General features: G+C 65.7%; 15 protein-coding genes. 8 read left to right on the forward strand and 7 right to left on the reverse strand.

Annotation, left to right across the window (positions count from 1 at the left end; translation table 11 throughout):
* Positions 1–23: 23 nt before the first annotated feature.
* On the forward strand, positions 24–584 hold the full coding sequence (locus tag GTZ99_RS06555) for an EF-hand domain-containing protein (protein ID WP_227711145.1): 561 nt from the start codon (positions 24–26) through the stop codon (positions 582–584).
* Here GTZ99_RS06555 and trmFO read toward each other — a convergent pair.
* From trmFO to gyrA, 4 genes are read right to left on the reverse strand one after another with little or no spacing between them, the layout of a single operon-like run.
* Positions 581–1,987 (reverse strand): methylenetetrahydrofolate--tRNA-(uracil(54)-C(5))-methyltransferase (FADH(2)-oxidizing) TrmFO, encoded by a 1,407-nt coding sequence (gene trmFO / locus GTZ99_RS06560; protein WP_161717454.1) that lies wholly within the window; start codon positions 1,985–1,987, stop codon positions 581–583. The two genes, GTZ99_RS06555 and trmFO, sit on opposite strands and share 4 nt — an antisense overlap.
* A 46-nt stretch (positions 1,988–2,033) precedes the next feature.
* Positions 2,034–2,972, reverse strand: coding sequence for a class I SAM-dependent methyltransferase (locus GTZ99_RS06565; RefSeq protein WP_161717455.1), 939 nt, complete (start codon positions 2,970–2,972; stop codon positions 2,034–2,036).
* Positions 2,973–3,018: 46 nt separating this feature from the next.
* Positions 3,019–3,384 carry a DUF952 domain-containing protein gene (locus GTZ99_RS06570; RefSeq protein WP_161717456.1) on the reverse strand — a complete coding sequence of 122 codons (366 nt, stop codon included), beginning with the start codon at positions 3,382–3,384 and terminating at the stop codon, positions 3,019–3,021.
* Positions 3,381–6,086, reverse strand: a complete 2,706-nt coding sequence (gyrA, locus tag GTZ99_RS06575; protein WP_161717700.1) for a DNA gyrase subunit A — start codon at positions 6,084–6,086, stop codon at positions 3,381–3,383. Before gyrA ends, GTZ99_RS06570 begins: the two co-directional genes overlap by 4 nt.
* Before the next feature lie 402 nt (positions 6,087–6,488).
* On the opposite strand from gyrA, the gene GTZ99_RS06580 reads away from it, so the two are divergent.
* Positions 6,489–7,760, forward strand: a complete 1,272-nt coding sequence (locus tag GTZ99_RS06580; protein WP_161717457.1) for a hypothetical protein — start codon at positions 6,489–6,491, stop codon at positions 7,758–7,760.
* Positions 7,761–7,868: 108 nt separating this feature from the next.
* Here the strand turns inward: GTZ99_RS06580 and GTZ99_RS06585 are convergent, their stop codons facing one another.
* Positions 7,869–8,540 (reverse strand): carbonic anhydrase, encoded by a 672-nt coding sequence (locus tag GTZ99_RS06585; RefSeq protein WP_161717458.1) that lies wholly within the window; start codon positions 8,538–8,540, stop codon positions 7,869–7,871.
* Between the two features lie 140 nt (positions 8,541–8,680).
* Between GTZ99_RS06585 and lipA the strand changes: the two genes are divergently transcribed.
* Together lipA and GTZ99_RS06595 are read left to right on the forward strand one after the other, a co-directional pair.
* Complete coding sequence (lipA, locus tag GTZ99_RS06590) at positions 8,681–9,646, forward strand: lipoyl synthase (RefSeq protein ID WP_161717459.1); 966 nt, start codon at positions 8,681–8,683, stop codon at positions 9,644–9,646.
* 2 nt (positions 9,647–9,648) lie between these two features.
* Complete coding sequence (locus GTZ99_RS06595) at positions 9,649–10,086, forward strand: type II toxin-antitoxin system RatA family toxin (protein WP_161717460.1); 438 nt, start codon at positions 9,649–9,651, stop codon at positions 10,084–10,086.
* An 86-nt stretch (positions 10,087–10,172) separates the two neighbouring features.
* On the opposite strand, the gene GTZ99_RS06600 is transcribed toward GTZ99_RS06595, so the two are convergent.
* Both GTZ99_RS06600 and GTZ99_RS06605 read right to left on the reverse strand, forming a co-directional pair.
* Positions 10,173–10,688, reverse strand: a complete 516-nt coding sequence (locus tag GTZ99_RS06600) for a CinA family protein (RefSeq protein ID WP_161717461.1) — start codon at positions 10,686–10,688, stop codon at positions 10,173–10,175.
* A 32-nt stretch (positions 10,689–10,720) separates the two neighbouring features.
* Positions 10,721–11,911, reverse strand: a complete 1,191-nt coding sequence (locus tag GTZ99_RS06605) for a bifunctional 2-C-methyl-D-erythritol 4-phosphate cytidylyltransferase/2-C-methyl-D-erythritol 2,4-cyclodiphosphate synthase (RefSeq protein WP_161717462.1) — start codon at positions 11,909–11,911, stop codon at positions 10,721–10,723.
* A gap of 77 nt (positions 11,912–11,988) precedes the next feature.
* Here GTZ99_RS06605 and dusB point away from each other — a divergent pair, with 77 nt between their 5' ends.
* The 4 genes from dusB to GTZ99_RS06625 all read left to right on the forward strand — a co-directional run bounded on the left by dusB (position 11,989) and on the right by GTZ99_RS06625 (position 17,990).
* Positions 11,989–13,005, forward strand: coding sequence for a tRNA dihydrouridine synthase DusB (gene dusB / locus GTZ99_RS06610; protein WP_161717463.1), 1,017 nt, complete (start codon positions 11,989–11,991; stop codon positions 13,003–13,005).
* Positions 13,002–14,207 (forward strand): two-component system sensor histidine kinase NtrB, encoded by a 1,206-nt coding sequence (locus tag GTZ99_RS06615; protein WP_161717464.1) that lies wholly within the window; start codon positions 13,002–13,004, stop codon positions 14,205–14,207. The genes dusB and GTZ99_RS06615 overlap by 4 nt, the downstream gene beginning before the upstream one ends.
* A complete protein-coding gene (gene ntrC, locus GTZ99_RS06620) occupies positions 14,204–15,622 on the forward strand; it encodes a nitrogen regulation protein NR(I) (protein WP_161717465.1) in 1,419 nt (472 codons plus the stop codon). The genes GTZ99_RS06615 and ntrC overlap by 4 nt, the downstream gene beginning before the upstream one ends.
* Positions 15,623–15,719: 97 nt before the next feature.
* The gene (locus GTZ99_RS06625) at positions 15,720–17,990 is read left to right on the forward strand and encodes a sensor histidine kinase (RefSeq protein WP_161717466.1); all 2,271 of its coding nucleotides are present in this window, start codon (positions 15,720–15,722) and stop codon (positions 17,988–17,990) included.

Genomic DNA, 17,990 nt, shown 5'->3' on the forward strand with positions numbered 1-17,990 from the left:
TCCCACATATGGGGGGACTCGGCATGACAGACAACAATGCGGCCGGCAGGATGGTGATTGGCGCGGTGGCGGCGCTATGCTTGGCCGGGGCGGGCTTTTTCTGGTGGCAGGGGCGCGCGGCGCTGGAACGCGGTACACCGCCGCCCGATCTGGCGGCCAAACCGGGCGAGGGGCCCATCGTCCTGCCCAGCGGCGATCCCAATGCGCGCGGCGCGTCTTTGCCCAGCGCGGTGCGGCATAAACAATCGCCAGAGGAGCGGCGTTTCAACCGTTATGACCGCAACCGCGACGGCACGATCACCCGCACCGAGATGCTGTCCACGCGGGTAAAAGCGTTTCAAAAACTGGACGTTAACCGCGACAATTTGCTCAGTTTCGAGGAATGGGCGGTCAAGACCGCCGAGCGTTTCGTCCAGATCGACACCAATGGCGACGGCATTATCAGCCGCGCCGAAATGGACGTCTATTCCGCCGAGCAGGAGCGCCAAAAGGCTGCCCGCGCCGCCAAACGCGCCGCATCATGCAGTTGTTCGCCATTGCCGCCGGGGCGGGGTGGGCCGCCTGATGACGACCCGGACGGTTAAGCCGCACCAGCCCCCAGTGCCGCCAGCCAGCCCGCCATATCGGCCTTGGCGCGGGTGGTATAGGCCACCTTGCGGTCGGGCTTTTTCATCTTGCGGCCCTCGGGCGTTTTGCCGCTGATCGGCGGGAACAGGCCGAAATTGATGTTCATCGGCTGATAGGTCTCGGCCTCAGCATCGCCGGTGATATGCGCCAGCAACGCGCCCAGCGCCATGGTGCGGGGCGGTTCGGCCCATGTCCCGCCGGTGATTTCCAGCGCGGTCATGATGCCCGCCAACATCCCCACGCTGGCGCTTTCGACATAGCCCTCACACCCGGTGATCTGCCCGGCAAAGCGGATGTGCGGCGCCGATTTCAGCCGCAATTGCCGGTCCAGCAAGGTGGGCGAGTTCAGGAACGTGTTGCGGTGCAGCCCGCCAAACCGCGCGAATTCGGCACCTTCCAGCCCCGGAATAGTCCGGAAAATGCGCTGCTGTTCGGCATATTTCAGTTTCGTCTGGAAGCCCACGATGTTCCACAGCGTGCCCAGCACATTGTCCTGCCGCAACTGCACCACGGCATAGGGCCAGCGGCCATTGGGGTGTTCGGCCGTGGCCCAATGCGGATTGTCCAGCCCCACCGGCTTCATCGGGCCAAAGCGCAGCGTCTCCTCGCCGCGTTCGGCCATGACCTCGATCGGCATGCAGCCGTCGAAATAGGGGGTGTTGGCCTCCCATTGCTTGAACACCGTCTTTTCACCCGCCAGCAATTCCTCACGAAAAGCAAGGTACTGGTCCTTGGTCATCGGGCAGTTGATGTAATCCTTGCCATCGGAGCCCAGCGCGAAAGACGCCTCGGCCCCCTTGTCCCAACGGGCGGCGCGCCAGGCCACGTCCATGTTGATGCTGTCATGATAGACGATCGGCGCGATGGCGTCGAAAAAGGCCAGACTGTCCGCCCCGGTCGCCCGGCCGATGCTGTCGGCCAATCCGGCGGCGGTCAGCGGGCCGGTGGCGATGATCGTCAGGCCCTCGCTGGGCAGGCTGTCCACCCGTTCGCGTGCCAGCGTTAATGTGGGCTGCGCGGTCAAGGCGGCCTCGATCTCGGCGGAAAACACGTCGCGGTCGACCGCCAGCGCGCTACCGGCGGGCACGCGCGCCTTGTCCGCCGCGGCCATGATCAGTGACCCGCAGGCCCGCATCTCATGGTGCAGCAATCCCACCGCATTCGACACATCATCGTCGCTGCGCAGGCTGTTTGAACAGACCAACTCGGCCAAGCCATCGCCCTGATGCGCCGGGCTGCGGTCGCCATCGGCCCCGCCGCGCATTTCGGACAGGCGGACATGGACGCCGCGCCGCGCCAACTGCCAAGCGGCCTCTGTCCCGGCCAAGCCGCCGCCGATGATGTGTACCTGATGTGTCATGGCGCCCGCGAAACCGCAATTGCGCCGCCAAGTCAAGGCGCGCGCCCTAAGCCGCCGGTTTTTGCAACCAGACATAGGTGTTGCGCGGCGATACCCATTGCCAGACCGGGCGCACCATCTCCTTGGCCACGCGGGGCAGATCGGCCCAGTCCATCGCCCCGGCGTGGCGCAAAAAGGCATAGCGCGTGGCCAGCCCCGGCCGCACCAGCGCCAGCCCATGCATCGCCCCCAACCGGGCCAGCCCCTCCCGGCTAAAGGCGTTCACATGCTCCAGCGGGTGCAGCGGCATCAGTCCGGCCGCATTCACCCGGTCGCCTCCCGCCGCCAGTCGCGCCAGTTCGGCCCGCACCCCGTCCTGCGCCGGAACCGAGATTTTCAGCACCCCACCGGGGCGCAATTTGCCCGCCAGTTCGCCGACCAGCGCAACCGGATCCTCGATATGCTCCATCACCTGTTCGGTGTTGATGAAATGATATCGGCCATTGTCGGGCAGAATGCCATGCGCGGCGGCATGGGCCATGCGGCTGTCGGCCAGATCATAGCCATGCGAGACACAGCCCAGCGCGCGCGCCACCCGCGCCCATCCGGCCCAGCCCATGCCATAATCCAGCGTATGCATCGCCCCCAACGGCACGCCCAGATAGGCCGATGCCACCATGATCTCGTGCCCATCGCGTGACGCGGCGGGATTGGTCACGTCATAGCGGTATCCGGCATCCTCCTCTGGCCGCGAGGGGGGCATCCATTGGTCATACAGGTCGGACAACAGCGGGCCATTGCCCACATCGCGTTGATACAGCGTGGCGCATGTCGCGCATTCCAGCGCGCAATAGGCCCCCGCCACCGCGACATCGCGCGCGTAATAGGCCGACAGATAACCGCGCAGCAGTGGCCCATCCAGCGCCGCCGTGAACAGCGTGCGCGCCGCCGTCCCACCGCAAGCCGGACAGCCCGTCCGCGTGATCAAGCCATATGCCGTCATCATGTCCCCCATCCAAGTGGGTGGGGGATGCCATGCGCGCTGCCCCGGCTCAAGCCATGGGGGGCAGACAGATTGCTCCAGATTCAAGACGTTCCAGCGGCCCGTGGCCCCGCACCCAGTCCCACGCCAGCGGGGCGTAGACATGCGGGAACAGCGCCCCACCGCGCGACACTTCCCACCGCACGGCGCCGGGATGGGCGGCTTCGGCGGCGCGCAGGTCAATCGTCAGCAGGTAGAGGTCCTCCTGCCCGGCGAAATGCTTGTCCACCGTGCCGGCCAACTGGTCCTGCGCCGACAGGTGGATGAACCCATCGGCCAGATCCACCGGCGCGCCCGCAAACACCCCGCGCTCACGAAAGCTGGCGTATTGCGGCGCGGTCAGCACCTTGTACGCCACGCTGTCGGGCGGGCTCATTCGCCGGTTTCGGGCGTTTCAGGCGCTTCAGTCGCGTCGGTCACCACCTCGGCGGCGTCCTCGGCATCCTCCGCCTCTGCCAATCGCACGGCCGACACGACATGTTCCTGATCGGCCACGTTGAACAGGCGCACACCCGCAGACCCGCGCCCGATCACCCGCAGTGTGGACAGCGGCAGGCGGATCATCTTGGCCTGATCGGTCACCAGCATCAACTGGTCCGCCTGCGCCGCCGGGAAGCTGGCGACGACCGGACCATTTCGGCCGATATTGTCGATATTGGTGATGCCCTGACCACCACGGCCCGTGCGGCGATATTCAAACGCCGACGACAGCTTGCCATAGCCATTGGCGCAAACGGTCAGGATGAACTGCTCGCGCTCGGCCAGTTCGGCAAAGCGTTCGGGGCTCATCTGCGGCTCGCTGTCCTTCTCGGCCTTCCAGGGGGCGTGGCGCAGGTAATCCTCGCGCTCGTCCTGATCCTTGACGCCAACGCGGTGCAGGATCGACAGGCTGATCACCTCGTCGTCGCCCTTGAGCGCCATGCCGCGCACGCCGGTGCTGGTGCGGCTGGTGAATTCGCGCACCTCGTCGCCGCCGAAACGGATCGCCTTGCCCTGACGGCTTGCCAGCAACACGTCATCGGTCGGCTCCAGCAGGGCAACGCCGATCAACCGGTCATCGTCGCCCTCGTCAAAGCGCATGGCGAATTTGCCGTTGCTGGGGATATTGGCAAAGGCGTCCATGCTGTTGCGGCGGACATTGCCCTTGGCCGTGGCGAACACCACCGACAGCTTGCCCCAATCGGCCTCATCCTCGGGCAGAGGCAAGACGGTCTGGATCGTCTCATCCTTGTCCAGCGCGGGCAGCAGGTTGACGATCGGGCGGCCACGGGTGGCGGGGCCACCTTCGGGCAGCTTGTACACCTTGAGGCGGTAGACCTTGCCCGCCGTGCTGAAGAACAGCACCGGGTTGTGGGTGGTGGTGACGAACATGGTGGCCACCACATCCTCGTCCTTGGTCGCCATGCCGGCGCGGCCCTTGCCGCCGCGCGCCTGCGCCCGGAACGTGGAAAGCGGCGTGCGCTTGATATAGCCGTCCATCGTCACGGTCACGACCATGTCGTCGCGCTCGATCAGATCCTCGTCGTCGATGCCATCGGCGGGGGCGGTGATCTCGGACTTGCGCGGGGTGGCGTATTGGGCGCGCACCTCGATCAGCTCCTGACGCATGACGCCATACAGCTTCACCCGGTCGGCCAGGATCGAGAGATATTCGGCAATCGCCTTGGCCAGGCCTTCCAGCTCGTCACCGATTTCGTCGCGGCCCAGCGCGGTCAGGCGGTGCAGGCGCAGGTCCAAAATGGCCTTCACCTGAATTTCGCTGAGGCGATAGGTGGGCGCGTCCAGCTCGCTCGCGCCTTCCTCGATCGCTTCGACCAGACGGATATAGGATGCGATTTCGCCCATCGGCCATTCGCGCGCCAACAGCGCCGCGCGGGCCGAGGCGGGGTTGGGCGCGCCACGGATGATGCGCACCACCTCGTCCAGATTGGTGACGGCGATCACCAGACCCAGCAAGATATGCGCACGATCGCGGGCCTTGTTCAGCTCGTACTTGGTGCGGCGGGTGATCACCTCCTCGCGGAAGGAGATGAACGAGGTGATGATGTCCTTGAGGCCCAGCACTTCGGGGCGGCCGCCACGGATCGCCAGCATGTTGGCCGGGAAGCTGGACTGCGCCGGGGTGTTGCGCCAGATCTGGTTCAGCACCACCTCGGGGGTGGCATCGCGCTTGAGATCGACAACGACACGCACGCCCTCGCGGTTCGATTCGTCGCGGATGTCGCTGATGCCCTCGATCCGCTTGTCCTTGGCGGCCTCGGCGATCTTTTCGACCAGACCCGACTTGCCCACCTGATAGGGGATCGAGGTCAGCACGATCGAGCGGCGGTCATTGCGGCCCGTTTCGATCACATGGCGCGCGCGCATGATGATGCTGCCGCGTCCGGTGTTGTACGCATTGCGCGCGCCGCCCTGACCCAAAATCAGCGGGGCGGTGGGGAAATCGGGGCCGGGGACGATGCGCATCAACTCGTCCGTGGTGATGGCGGGGTTGTCCATCACGGCGAAACAGGCGTCGATCACCTCACCCAAGTTATGCGGCGGGATGTTGGTGGCCATGCCCACGGCAATGCCGCCAGCGCCATTGACCAGCAGGTTGGGGAAACGCGCGGGCAGGGCCTGCGGCTCGCTTTCCGACCCGTCATAGTTGTCGACAAAATCAACGGTATTCTTGTCGATGTCGGCCAGCAGGCTTTCGGTCACCTTGGCCAGACGCGCCTCGGTATAGCGCATGCTGGCTGGCGGATCGGGGTCCATGGAGCCAAAGTTGCCCTGACCATCGATCAGCGGCACGCGCATCGACCAGTCCTGCGTCATGCGGGCCAGCGCGTCATAGATCGCCGCGTCGCCATGGGGGTGATACTTACCCATGGCGTCACCGACGATACGCGCCGATTTGCGGTACGCCTTGGCGTGGGTAAAGCCGTTTTCGTGGCAGGTCCACAGGATGCGGCGATGCACCGGCTTTAGCCCGTCGCGCACATCGGGCAGCGCGCGCGCAACGATCACGCTCATCGCGTAATCAAGGTAGCTGGTCTTCATCTCGTCGACGATGTCGACGCGGGTGAAGTCGCCCATGGGGCCGGTGGGGTCGATGGTGCTGGTGTCGCTCACGCGGGGGATCTGCTTGTTCTATGGACAATATGGGATAGGTCGCTCTAGGCCAAGCGCGCCGCCATTGCCAGCGCAAGCCGGTCCACAGGCGGGCCAGCATGGCGTTTTTCCACACACAAATTGCATCACGGGCCGGCGAGGTGGGCGATTTGTCCGATATATGTCAGCGCGCAACGATTTGCCGCGTTTTTGCCGCAACTGATCCTGCACAATTGCCCAAAATCTGGTTCAATCACCGTTCAGCGGGCGCGGCGCATCCAATCCCCGTTGCCAAGCGGGCGAATCCTCGCCAAAGCCTGTGCAGCACTGTCATGCCGCGCTGGCCTTCGTGCGAAGGGTTCAGCGGGCCTAGAGGAGATGATGTAGATGATCCGGACCAGCTTGCAGCTGCGTGGCTCTTTCCTGGCCGCCGCTCTGGCGTTGGGTGTTGTTGGGGGTGTGGCTGGTGGCGCGGTTAGCGCGCAGGCTGCCTCTGGGCCCAAGTTCTCGCCCGCCTTTGCCGCTGCGGGCGGCCCCTTCCAGACCGAGCTGGACAAGGCCATCAAGGCCCCGACCGCCGAAGCCATCGCCGCGCTCAAGCCCAAGCTGGACGCTGTGATCGCCGCCGCCTCGACGCCCGACGACAAGTTCAACGCCGGCAATTTCGCGATCAAGCTGGGCTCGCTGGCCAAGGACGACACGATCACCCGCAAGGGCGTGACCCTGATGCTGGAAAGCGGCAAGGCCAGCCCTGAACTGGCCCCCAAGCTGCATTTCTATGCCGGTCAGTTCGCCGCGCAGGCCAAGGAATATGATCTGGCCCGCAAGGAGCTGCAACTGGCGATCGACACCGGCTTCCCGGCCGCTGACGCGCTGGTGACGCTGGCCGAAGCCGAATTCGCCGCCAAGCAGGCCCCCGCCGGCCTGATCGCCCTGACCAAGGCGATCGAGGCCAACAAGGCCGCCAACACCGCCGTCCCCGAGGGCTGGTATCGCCGTGGCATGGGCGCCACCTATGAGACCAACAATTACGAGCTGGCCGTGCGTCTGGCCACCATGCTGGTCAAGGACTATCCCACCAAGGAGAACTGGGCGCTGAGCATCGCGGTCATCCGCGATCTGGGCAAGCTGCCCTCGCAGGACACGTTTGACCTGTTGCGCCTGATGGCCGCCACCAACAGCTTTGCCGAAGAGCGCGATTACGTCGAGTTCGTCCAGACGGCCGATGCCCGCCGCAACCCGGCCGAGGTGAAGGCCATCATCGATCGCGGCGCGGCCGCCGGTGTGGTCAACGCCACCAAGCCGTTCTTTGCCGATGCGATGCGCATCGCCACGGCCCGTATTGCCCCGGACAAGGCGGCGCTGCCGGGCTGGGAGCGCGATGCCCGCGCGCCTGCCGCCACTGCGGCCACGGTGATCGCTGCGGCGGACTCGTTCCTGTCCTATGGCGACGCGGCCAAGGCTGCCGACCTGTACAAGATCGCCCTGACCAAGGCGGGCGCTGACAAGAATGTCGTGCTGACCCGTCTGGGCATCGCGCAGATCAACGGCGCTGACTATGCCGGGGCGCAGGCTTCGCTGACGCAGGTCGAAGGCGTGCGCAAGGCCATGGCTCAGCTGTGGATCGCCTTTGCCGCGCAAAAGGCCGCTGGCAAGTAAGCCAGCCCAGCCAAGGCGCTGACACGAAAAAGGGCGGCGGGAGAGATCCCGTCGCCCTTTTGTTTGTGGGTGCGGCGCCGGGCAGGGGGCAGCCCGGCGCGGATGGCCTTATGCGGCCGGGTGGAAATGCCCGCTGTCCTCGTCCAGCAGATGCAGCACCCCGTCCGAGATCGCGAAGAACGCGCCGCGCAGCGTCAGTTCGCCCTCGCGCTCCTTGCGGCGGACGCAGGGGAAGGTGCGCAGGTTTTGCAGGCTGACCCGCACGCCCGCCTGCTCCATCGCGCGTTCGGCCACGCGGCCCTCGGTGCCATGCTGCTGGGCCACTGGCACGCGCGCCTCGTCCAGCAGGCTGATCCAGTCGGCGACAAAGCCGCCTTCACCGCGCTCGCAGCCCTGCAATTCCTGTGTCAGCGCCGCCTTGCAGCCGCCGCACATGCCATGGCCCAGCACCAGGATCTCCTTGACCTTGAGCACCTGCACCGCAAATTCCAGCGCCGCAGACACGCCGTGATAACCCGCCGTTGTTTCAAACGGCGGTACCAGCGCGGCGACATTGCGCACGACAAAGATCTCGCCAGGGTCGACGTCAAAGATCTGCGCCGGGTCGACTCGGCTGTCCGAGCAGGCGATCACCATCACCTCGGGCTGCTGGCCTTCGCGCAATTGCGCCCAACGGTCGCGGTTTGGCGTCCAGCCGGTGGAACGAAACCGCCGATATCCGTCCAAAAGGTGGTCCAGTTGGGGGGAGGCGGGGGCTAACGGTTTGTCCTGATCCTGCATGGCCGCCCATGTGGCCCGCCGCGCCCGCGCATTCAATAGGCAATTGAGACATGTTGCCACGGCGTGAAATGCTACCTACCTGGGATCTTTCTCGTGAAAAGCCTCTGGATTGGCGGGCGGGATGCGCCTATCTGGCCCCCATGACCGATCTGTCCTCGCACGCCGCCGCCCCACAGGAGGGCGAAACCGCCGATACCGCCCCCGCCACCCAGCGCAAGCCGGACTGGATCCGGGTAAAGGCGCCCGTCAGCAAGGAATATGGCAACACCCGCCAGTTGATGCGCGACCTGAAACTGAACACGGTGTGCGAAGAGGCGGCCTGCCCCAACATTGGCGAGTGCTGGACCAAAAAGCACGCGACGGTGATGATCTTGGGCGATGTATGCACCCGCGCCTGTGCGTTCTGCAACGTCAAGACCGGCATGCCGCGCAAGGTGGACGCCGACGAGCCAGCCCATGTCGCCGAGGCGGCGGCCAAGCTGGGGCTGGAACATATCGTCATCACCAGCGTTGACCGCGATGACCTGCCCGATGGTGGCGCGGGGCATTTCGTCAAGGTGATCAAGGCCCTGCGCGCCGCCACGCCCGACACCACGATCGAAATCCTGACCCCCGATTTCCGGGGCAAGATGCGCGCCGCGGTCGAGGCGATCGTGGCCGCTGGCCCGGATGTCTATAACCACAATCTGGAAACCGTCCCCCGCCTGTACCCCACCATCCGTCCCGGCGCGCGCTATTACGCCTCGCTGCGGTTGCTGGAGGAGGTCAAGGCGCAGAACCCGTTGGTGTTCACCAAGAGCGGCATCATGCTGGGTCTGGGCGAGGAACGGCTGGAGGTGCATCAGGTGATGGACGACATGCGCAGCGCGGGAATCGACTTCCTGACCATGGGCCAGTACCTGCGCCCCACGCCCAAGCATGCCGAGGTCAAGGAATTCGTCACGCCCAAGGCGTTCTCGGCCTATGGCGCGATTGCGCGGGCCAAGGGGTTCCTGCAGGTGGCCGCCAGCCCGCTGACGCGTTCGTCCTATCACGCGGGTGAGGATTTCGTCGAAATGCGCGCCGCCCGTCAGGCTCAGATCGCCAGGCGCGAGGCCAAGCTGTAACCATGCCCAGCATCCACGAGGTCCGCACTCTGCCATACACCGCCGAACAGATGTTCGACATGGTGGCCGATGTCGGCAAATATGGCGAATTCCTGCCGTGGGTGGTGGCCACCCGCGTCAAAAGCAATGACGGACACGAGATGGTGGCCGACATGCTGGTGGGGTTCAAGATGCTGCGGGAAAAGTTCACCAGCCGCGTGCTGCTGAACCGCCCGGGAGAGCTGACCGTGCACTATCTGGATGGCCCGATGCGCGATCTGGACAACAAATGGCAGTTCCGCGACGTGGACGGCGGGTGCGAATTGGACTTCTCGGTCAGCTTTACCTTCCGCAATCCGCTGTTTGAAAGTCTGGCGGGCCAATATTTCGACAAGGCCTTCCGCAAGATGGTCGCCGCCTTTGAGGAACGCGCCGCCGTGCTGTACGGCACCGCCGCCTAAGCCTGCGCTGGCCACGCAAAAGGGGCGCCTCCCGCAGTGGGAAGCGCCCCTTTTTGCTGCGCGGAGGGCGCGGGGGTGGCGGGGCCTCAGCCCTCGTCGGTGGTGGGCAGCAACAGTTCCAGCGCGACACGGGCGGCGTCCGCGCGGATCGCGGCGCGGCTGACGGGTTCGAACTGGCGCTCTTCGGCGTCGATCTTGTCGCTGTTGCGTTCGGCGCGGGCGAACACAACCAGACCCACCGGCTTTTGCGCTGTGCCGCCATCAGGGCCGGCAATGCCGCTGATCGCCACCGCCACATCGGCGTCCGACTGCTTGAGCGCGCCCTTGGCCATCGCCCAGGCACAGGCCGCCGACACCGCGCCAAACGTCTCGATAATGTCGCCCGGCACGCCCAGCAGCTTTTGCTTGGCCGCGTTGGAATAGGTGACAAAGCCGCTTTCCAGCACTGCCGATGACCCGGCAATCTCGGTCAGGGCGGCGCTGACCAGCCCGCCGGTGCAGCTTTCGGCCAAGACCACCTTGCGCCCCAAAGCCGCGTTTTCGGCAATCACGCGCTGGGCCAGCGCCACGATGTCTGCCGGCAGAATGTTCAGTTCGGTCATGGGGATATGCCTTGTTGGGGGGATATGGCCGGTCAGGCGCGGATCACGGTAGCGGCGGCCTGGGCCGCGATGCCTTCGCCGCGCCCGGTAAAGCCCAGCTTTTCGGTGGTGGTGGCCTTGACACTGACAAGGCCGATGTCAACGCCCATGATATCGGCCAGACGCGCGCGCATCGCGGCGCGGTGCGGGCCGATCTTGGGCGCTTCGCAAATGATGGTCACATCAACATGGCCAATGGCATAGCCCGCCGCGCGCACCAGACCCACGGCGTGGTCCAGAAAACGGTCGGAGCTGGCGCCCTTCCACTTGGCGTCGCTGGGCGGGAAATGCTGGCCGATGTCGCCCGCGGCAATTGCCCCCAACAGCGCGTCCACCAGCGCGTGGATCGCCACATCGGCGTCCGAATGGCCCGACAGGCCCTGATGGTGGTCGATTTTGACCCCGCACAGCCACAGCTCCTCGCCATCCTCCAGCCGGTGGACGTCATAGCCGGTGCCCATGCGCACGGGCGGCAGCGCGCCGGTGTCGGCGCCGAAATCACTGGCATAGGTCAGCTTGTGCAAGGCTTCGTCTCCATCGACCAGCGCAACGGTATGGCCGGCGGCCTGCGCCACCTGCGCGTCATCGCCCGCATTGGCGGCGCCGTCCCACGCGCGGTGGGCGGCCAGAATGTCGGCATAGCGGAACGCCTGCGGGGTTTGCACGCGGCGCAGATCCTCGCGCCGGGCAGGGGCGCCCATGGCGGTGCCGGGCGCGCGGGCGTCAGGCGCGGCGTGGCACAGGCTGTCGACCACCGGCAGCACGGGGATCGCGCCGGGAAAGCGCACCAGCGCGTCAACCAGCCGGTCGATCACAGCGCGCGGCAAAATCGGGCGGGCGGCATCATGGATCAGCACATTTTTGGGAACGGGGCCGAGGGCCGCCTGTTCCAGAGCCTCCAGCCCGGCCAGAACCGAGCCCTGCCGCGTGTCGCGCCCCGTGACGAATGCCACGCCCGTGATGCCCGCAACGCATTGGGCGGCGATGTCCTGCGCGCCTTCGGGAATGACGATGACGATGGGGGCAACGCCCGCGCTGGCCAGCGCCTCGACACTGTGGCGCAGCACCGGCTTGCCCCGCCATGGCGCGAATTGCTTGGGCACGGGTTGTCCCGCGCGCAGACCTTGGCCGGCGGCCACCACCACGGCGGCGCTATCGGAAACGGGATTCGCGTCTTGGCTCATGGATCGCGCCGCTAATCCCTTGCCGAGGGCGAAGCAATCCTTTATGCGCTGCCTGTTTTTTAGGCAGTGTCCCATATATGACCCAGATCCCCGTTCCGCCCCTGTTGCCCCCCATCGATATCGGCCCCGTGCGCATTGATTGCCCGGTGGTGCTGGCGCCGATGACGGCGGTGACGGATCTGCCATTCCGGCGGATGGTGCGGCGCTATGGCAGCGGTCTGAACGTGACCGAGATGATCGCTTCGCCCGCCGCCATCCGCGAAACGCGCCAGTCGATCCAGAAGGCGGCGTGGGACCCTGCCGAAGAGCCTGTCTCGATGCAATTGGTGGGCTGCGATCCCGTGCAGATGGCCGAGGCGGCGCGTCTGGCGCAGGACCGGGGCGCGGCGATCATCGACATCAACATGGGCTGTCCGGTGAAAAAGGTGGTCAATGGCGATGCCGGATCGGCGCTGATGCGCGACCTGCCGCTGGCGACTAAATTGATCGAGGCGGTGGTGGGCGCGGTCAAGGTGCCGGTGACGGTCAAGATGCGCATGGGCTGGTGTCACGACAACCTGAACGCCCCCGAACTGGCCCGCATCGCGCAGGATCTGGGCGCGAAGATGGTGACCGTCCACGGCCGCACTCGCAATCAGCTGTACAAGGGCACCGCCGATTGGGGCTTTGTCCGGCAGGTGAAGGAAGCGGTGGACATCCCCGTGATCGTCAACGGCGACATCTGCACCATTGATGATGTGGCACAGGCAATTGCCCAGTCGGGCGCGGATGGGGTGATGATCGGGCGCGGGGCCTATGGGCGGCCGTGGCTGTTGGGTCAGGTGATGCATTGGCTGGCCACGGGCGATGCCAAGGACGCGCCGGCGCTGTCCGAACAATATGCCGTGATTTTAGAGCATTACGAGGACATGCTGCGCCATTACGATATCAAGACCGGCGTCAACATGTTCCGCAAGCATATTGGCTGGTACACCCATGGGCTGCACGGCGCGGCGCATTTCCGAAACCGCGTGAACTTTATGGACGATCCTGTTGATGTCAAAGCGGCTTTGGCGGAATTCTTTGGCCCGCTGATGGATCGTCAGGCGGCATGAATGATGGCGGCACCGGGGCGGGCTCCGCCCAAGAGGGCGCGGTGGAACTGCCCCGGCTGCGGGCGGCCAGCGCCACTGGTACGCCGGGTCCAACGCCCGATGTCCGCCGCCAGATGGCCAGCCTGCCGCATCCGGTGCTGATGCTGGCGCCCGGGCAGGTGGTGGCGGCGGCCAACCCGGCGGCCGAGCAATTCTTCAGCCAGAGCCAGCGCCGCCTGATCGGTCGCGCCTTTGCCGAGATGCTGCGGTTTTCCGACCCGCGCCTGCAAGGGCGTCTGGCCGAAAGCGATACCCCCGTCAGCGCCCGCCATGTCGACGCGCAGGTGGTGGGGCAGGGCCCGCGCCGGCTGGATGTGGCAACAGCGCCCGTGGTCGACGCCGCCGGGTGGCAGATGCTGACCCTGTCCGACAGCGCGGCGGTCGAGCCTTTGGGCGAGGCAACGCCGATGGGCAATGACAGCCTGTTGCGCGGTCCTGAAATCCTGGCGCACGAGATCAAGAACCCGCTGGCGGGCATTCGCGGCGCGGCGCAATTGCTGGGCCGCAAGGTCGAGGGCAGCGACCGCGCGCTGACCAATCTGATCGCCGACGAGGTCGACCGCATCGCCAAGCTGATCGACCAGATGCAGACCCTCTCGCGCCGCACGTCAGAGCCGGTCGAGCCGTGCAACCTGCACGAAACCATCCGCCGCGCCAGCCAGATCCTGTCGGCCGCCAGCGCGCCCAAGGGCGTGGCCCCGCGCATCGAGGAGGAGTTCGATCCGTCTCTGCCGCCGGTGCTGGGCAGCGCGCATGGGCTGGTACAGGTGTTGCTGAACCTGTTGGCCAATGCGCGCGAGGCGACGCAGGACACGCCCACCCCGCGCATCATCGTGCGCACGCGTTTTGTCAGCGGGATGCAATTGCACGCCACCGGGCGCGGCAATCCGGTGCGGTTGCCGATCGAGGTGCGGGTGTCCGACAATGGCCCCGGCATCGCGGCGGGCGTGCGCGATCATATTTTCGAACCCTTTGTCACCAGCAAAAAGACCGGGCAGGGGCTGGGTCTGGCGCTGGTGCGCAAGCTGATCCGCGACATGAACGGCCGCATCACCCATGACCGCGACGAGGCGGGCGGCTGGACCCATTTCCGCCTGCATCTGCCGGTGGCCGATGGTGAGCCGCGCCGTTTGCGCAGCCCACGCGGCGGAGAAAACGCATGAGCATCCTGTTGGTCGAGGACGACGAGTCCATCGCCATCGTCATCACGGCCGCGCTGGAGGCCGAGGGCTTTACCGTTGCCCATTGCGATTCCATCGCCGAGCGGGACCGCCTGTTGGCTGCGCGCGCGTTCTCGGCGCTGGTGACGGACGTGATGCTGGCCGATGGTGACGGGATCGAGACGCTGGGCCGGGTGCAGGCGCTGCATCCCGATCTGCCGGTGATCATCCTGTCGGCGCAGAACACGCTGGATACCGCGGTGCGCGCGTCCGACACCGGGGCGTTTGAATATTTCCCCAAGCCGTTCGACATCGACGAACTTGTACGCACGGTGCGGCAGGCGGCGTCATCCTCGGGCCTTGCGTCCGGCGAGGACGAGGGCGAGGTGGCCGGGCAGGGGCTGCCTTTGGTCGGGCGCAGCCCGGCGATGCAGGCGGTGTTCCGCATGATCACCCGCGTGTTGAAGAACGACCTGACGGTGCTGATCCTGGGCGAATCGGGCACGGGCAAGGAACTGGTGGCCGAGGCGATCCACCAGTTGGGCCATCGTCAGGCGGGGCCTTTTGTCGCGGTCAACACCGCCGCCATCCCCGCCGACCTGATCGAGAGTGAGCTGTTCGGCCACGAAAAGGGCGCTTTTACCGGCGCCGTGTCGCGCCACATCGGCAAGTTCGAGCAGGCAGAGGGCGGCACGCTGTTTCTGGACGAGATTGGCGACATGCCGATGCAGGCCCAGACCCGGCTGCTGCGCGCGCTGCAATCGGGCAGCATCCGCCGCGTGGGCGGGCGCGAGGAGGTGTCGATCAACACCCGCATCATCGCGGCCACCAACAAGGATTTGGAGCCGATGATCGCCGCCGGGCAGTTCCGCGAGGATCTGTATTACCGGCTGAATGTGGTGCCGATCCATCTGCCTGCGCTGCGCGAACGCGCCGGCGATATCGAGGCATTGGCCCGCCATTTTCTGGTGCAGGCGGCGGGCGAGGGGCTGCCTCGGCGGCAATTGGCACCAGATGCGGTCGAAGTGCTGCGCATTCAGCCGTGGCGCGGCAATGTGCGCGAATTGCGCAATTTCATCTATCGTCTGGCGCTGCTGGCGCGTGAGGATGTGATTGACGCCACAGCATTGGAGCCGATGCTGGCGCAATCGGTGCGGCACGAGGACGCCGCCCAAACCGGCCCCAGCGATCTGGAAAGCGCGGTGCGGCACTGGCTGACGGTGCATCAACCCGCGACCGGGGCGATCTACGACTCGGCGCTGGCGGCGTTTGAACGGCCCCTGTTTGCTGAGATCCTGCGCACCACCGGCGGCAACCAGTTGCGCGCGGCGCAGATGCTGGGGATCAACCGCAACACCTTGCGCAAGCGGCTGTCCGATCTGGCCATCGATCCAGACAGTTTCTTGCGCCGGCCATAGGGCGCGCGACAGGCTGTTCCGCGCGGTGGAGACTTTTGCCGCCGGGACGAATTACCCTCTTGCATTTTTGCAACAGTGGCGTTGTAACCATGCAACGATGTTAGGCAGGTTTCAGATCGATACGCGACGTTGGCCCCGCTGGTGGCGGCGGACGCTGATCTATGTCCGGCGCGCAAACATCGTCCCCTATATCGAAGGTGCCTCGGTGTTCGGCTTTCTGGCCGCGACGCTTTCGACATGGCTGGCGGTGCAGGACAATGCGGCCAGTCAGCAATTGCTGCCCGCCACGCTGACCGCCTCGTTGCTGGTGGGCACCTTGGTGCCGGCGATGGCGATCCTGGTGCTGATCGGGCGGCGCATGGCGCTGTGGCGCGCGGCGCAGGGCTTTGGCGGCAAGGGGCGGCTGCACGTCCAGTTGGTGTTCCTGTTCTCGATCATCGCGGCAGTGCCGACGCTACTGGTGGTGATCTTTGCCTCGGTGCTGTTCCAGTCGGGCGTCGAGTTCTGGTTTTCGGACAATTCCCGCGGGCTTTTGGAAAACGCCAACAAGCTGGCGCGCGGCTATTACGAGCAGACCCAGCGCGACGTGTCGAACGAGGCCGTCGCGATGGCCAGCGACATGCGCTATATCCTGTCGCAAACCAGCATCGTCAGCCCCGATTTCGGCGCGGGTTTTTCCTATCAGGTGTTGCAGCGCAAGCTGGACCAGGTGGCGATCATCCAGCGCGGCGCGGATGGACGGATGCGGACGCTGGCCTATGTCGATCCGGGAAAAAAGGGCAATTTTGACCGCGTGCCCGTGCCCAATTTCAAACGGCTGGACAGTGGCGAAGCGATTGTGCTCAATGCCAACGCGGACCGGATCGAGGCGGTCGCCCCGATCGACCGGCGCGCGGCGCTCTATCTGTATGTGGCGCGCACCTCCGACCTTTTGGCGATCAGCCAGGGCAAACGCGCGGACAATATCGTGCAGGCCTATCAGGTACTGACCCAGCGGGCGCGGCTGTTGCAGTTGCGCTTTAACATCGCGCTGTTTGTCGCGTCCTTGGCACTGGTGGGGCTGTCGGTGTGGTTCGCGCTGCGCTTTGCCGACCGGCAGGTGCAACCGCTGTATGATCTGGTGGATGCCGCCCGCCGCGTGGGTGAGGGCAATTACGCCATGCGCGTGGTGGGCCGCACCAGCGCTGACGAGATCGGCCTGCTCAACCGCGCGTTCAACCGCATGGCCGCCCAGATCGAGTTGCAGACTTCCGCTCTGGTTGGCGCCAACCAGCAGATCGATGACCGCCGCGCCTTTATGGAGGCGGTGATGGAAAGCGTGACGGCGGGGGTGATCTCGCTGGACGGGGCGGGCTGTGTCCGATTGATGAATTCCTCGGCGCAAAAGGTACTGTTGGGGCGGGGCGATGGCTCGCCCATCAGCCTGCCCCTGACCGAGGTCGCCGCGTCACTGGCCGGATTGGTGGACAAGGGCGCGCATGACGGCGTCGTCCAGCACCAGATCGCGGGCGAATTGCGCACGCTGGCGGTGCGCGTCACCCCCAGCCTGCATGATGGCGAGGTGAGCGGCCATGTCATCACCTTTGAGGATATCACGCGCCAGTTGCTGGACCAGCGGCAGGCGGCATGGTCGGATGTGGCGCGGCGCATCGCCCATGAGATCAAGAACCCGCTGACCCCGATCCAGCTGGCGACCGAGCGCCTGTCGCGCCGCTATCGCCGGCAGATCGAGGTCGATGGCGAATTGTTCGAGGAATTGACCGCGACGATCATCCGGCAGGTCGGTGACCTGCGCAAGATGGTGGACGAGTTCTCGTCTTTCGCCCGCCTGCCAAAGCCGGTGTTCCGGCCCGAGGATCCGGTGGATCTGGCGCGCCAGTCACTGTTCCTGCAAGAGGTCGCGCGGCCCGACATCGCCTTTGCCTTTGTGGCCGAAGGGGCGATGGACACGGTGGGCGGGCTGATCGCGTGCGACCGCCACCAGTTCGGGCAGGCGATGACCAATGTGCTGAAAAACGCCACAGAAGCGATCGAGGCCAAGGCCAAGGTCAGCGATCCCGACTATCACGGGCGCATCGGTTTGCGATTGGAGCAGCGGCCCAATGACGTTGTGGTGACCGTCACCGACAACGGCATAGGCCTGCCGCAGGACCGCGAGAATATTGTCGAACCCTATGTTACCACCCGCGAAAAGGGCACGGGACTGGGCTTGGCGATCGTCAAGAAAATCATTGAAGAGCATGGCGGCGAGATGACCTTTGCCACCACCGAGGATGGGGGGACGCGCGTAACCTTGCGCTTTGCCCGCGATCCGGGATCGGTGCGGCGGGGGCAGGAAACGTCCGAACAGCCAGCAGGGCAGAGGTAA

The sequence above is a fragment of the Novosphingobium ovatum genome, assembly GCF_009909235.1.
GTDB classification, from domain to species: Bacteria; Pseudomonadota; Alphaproteobacteria; order Sphingomonadales; family Sphingomonadaceae; genus Novosphingobium; species Novosphingobium ovatum.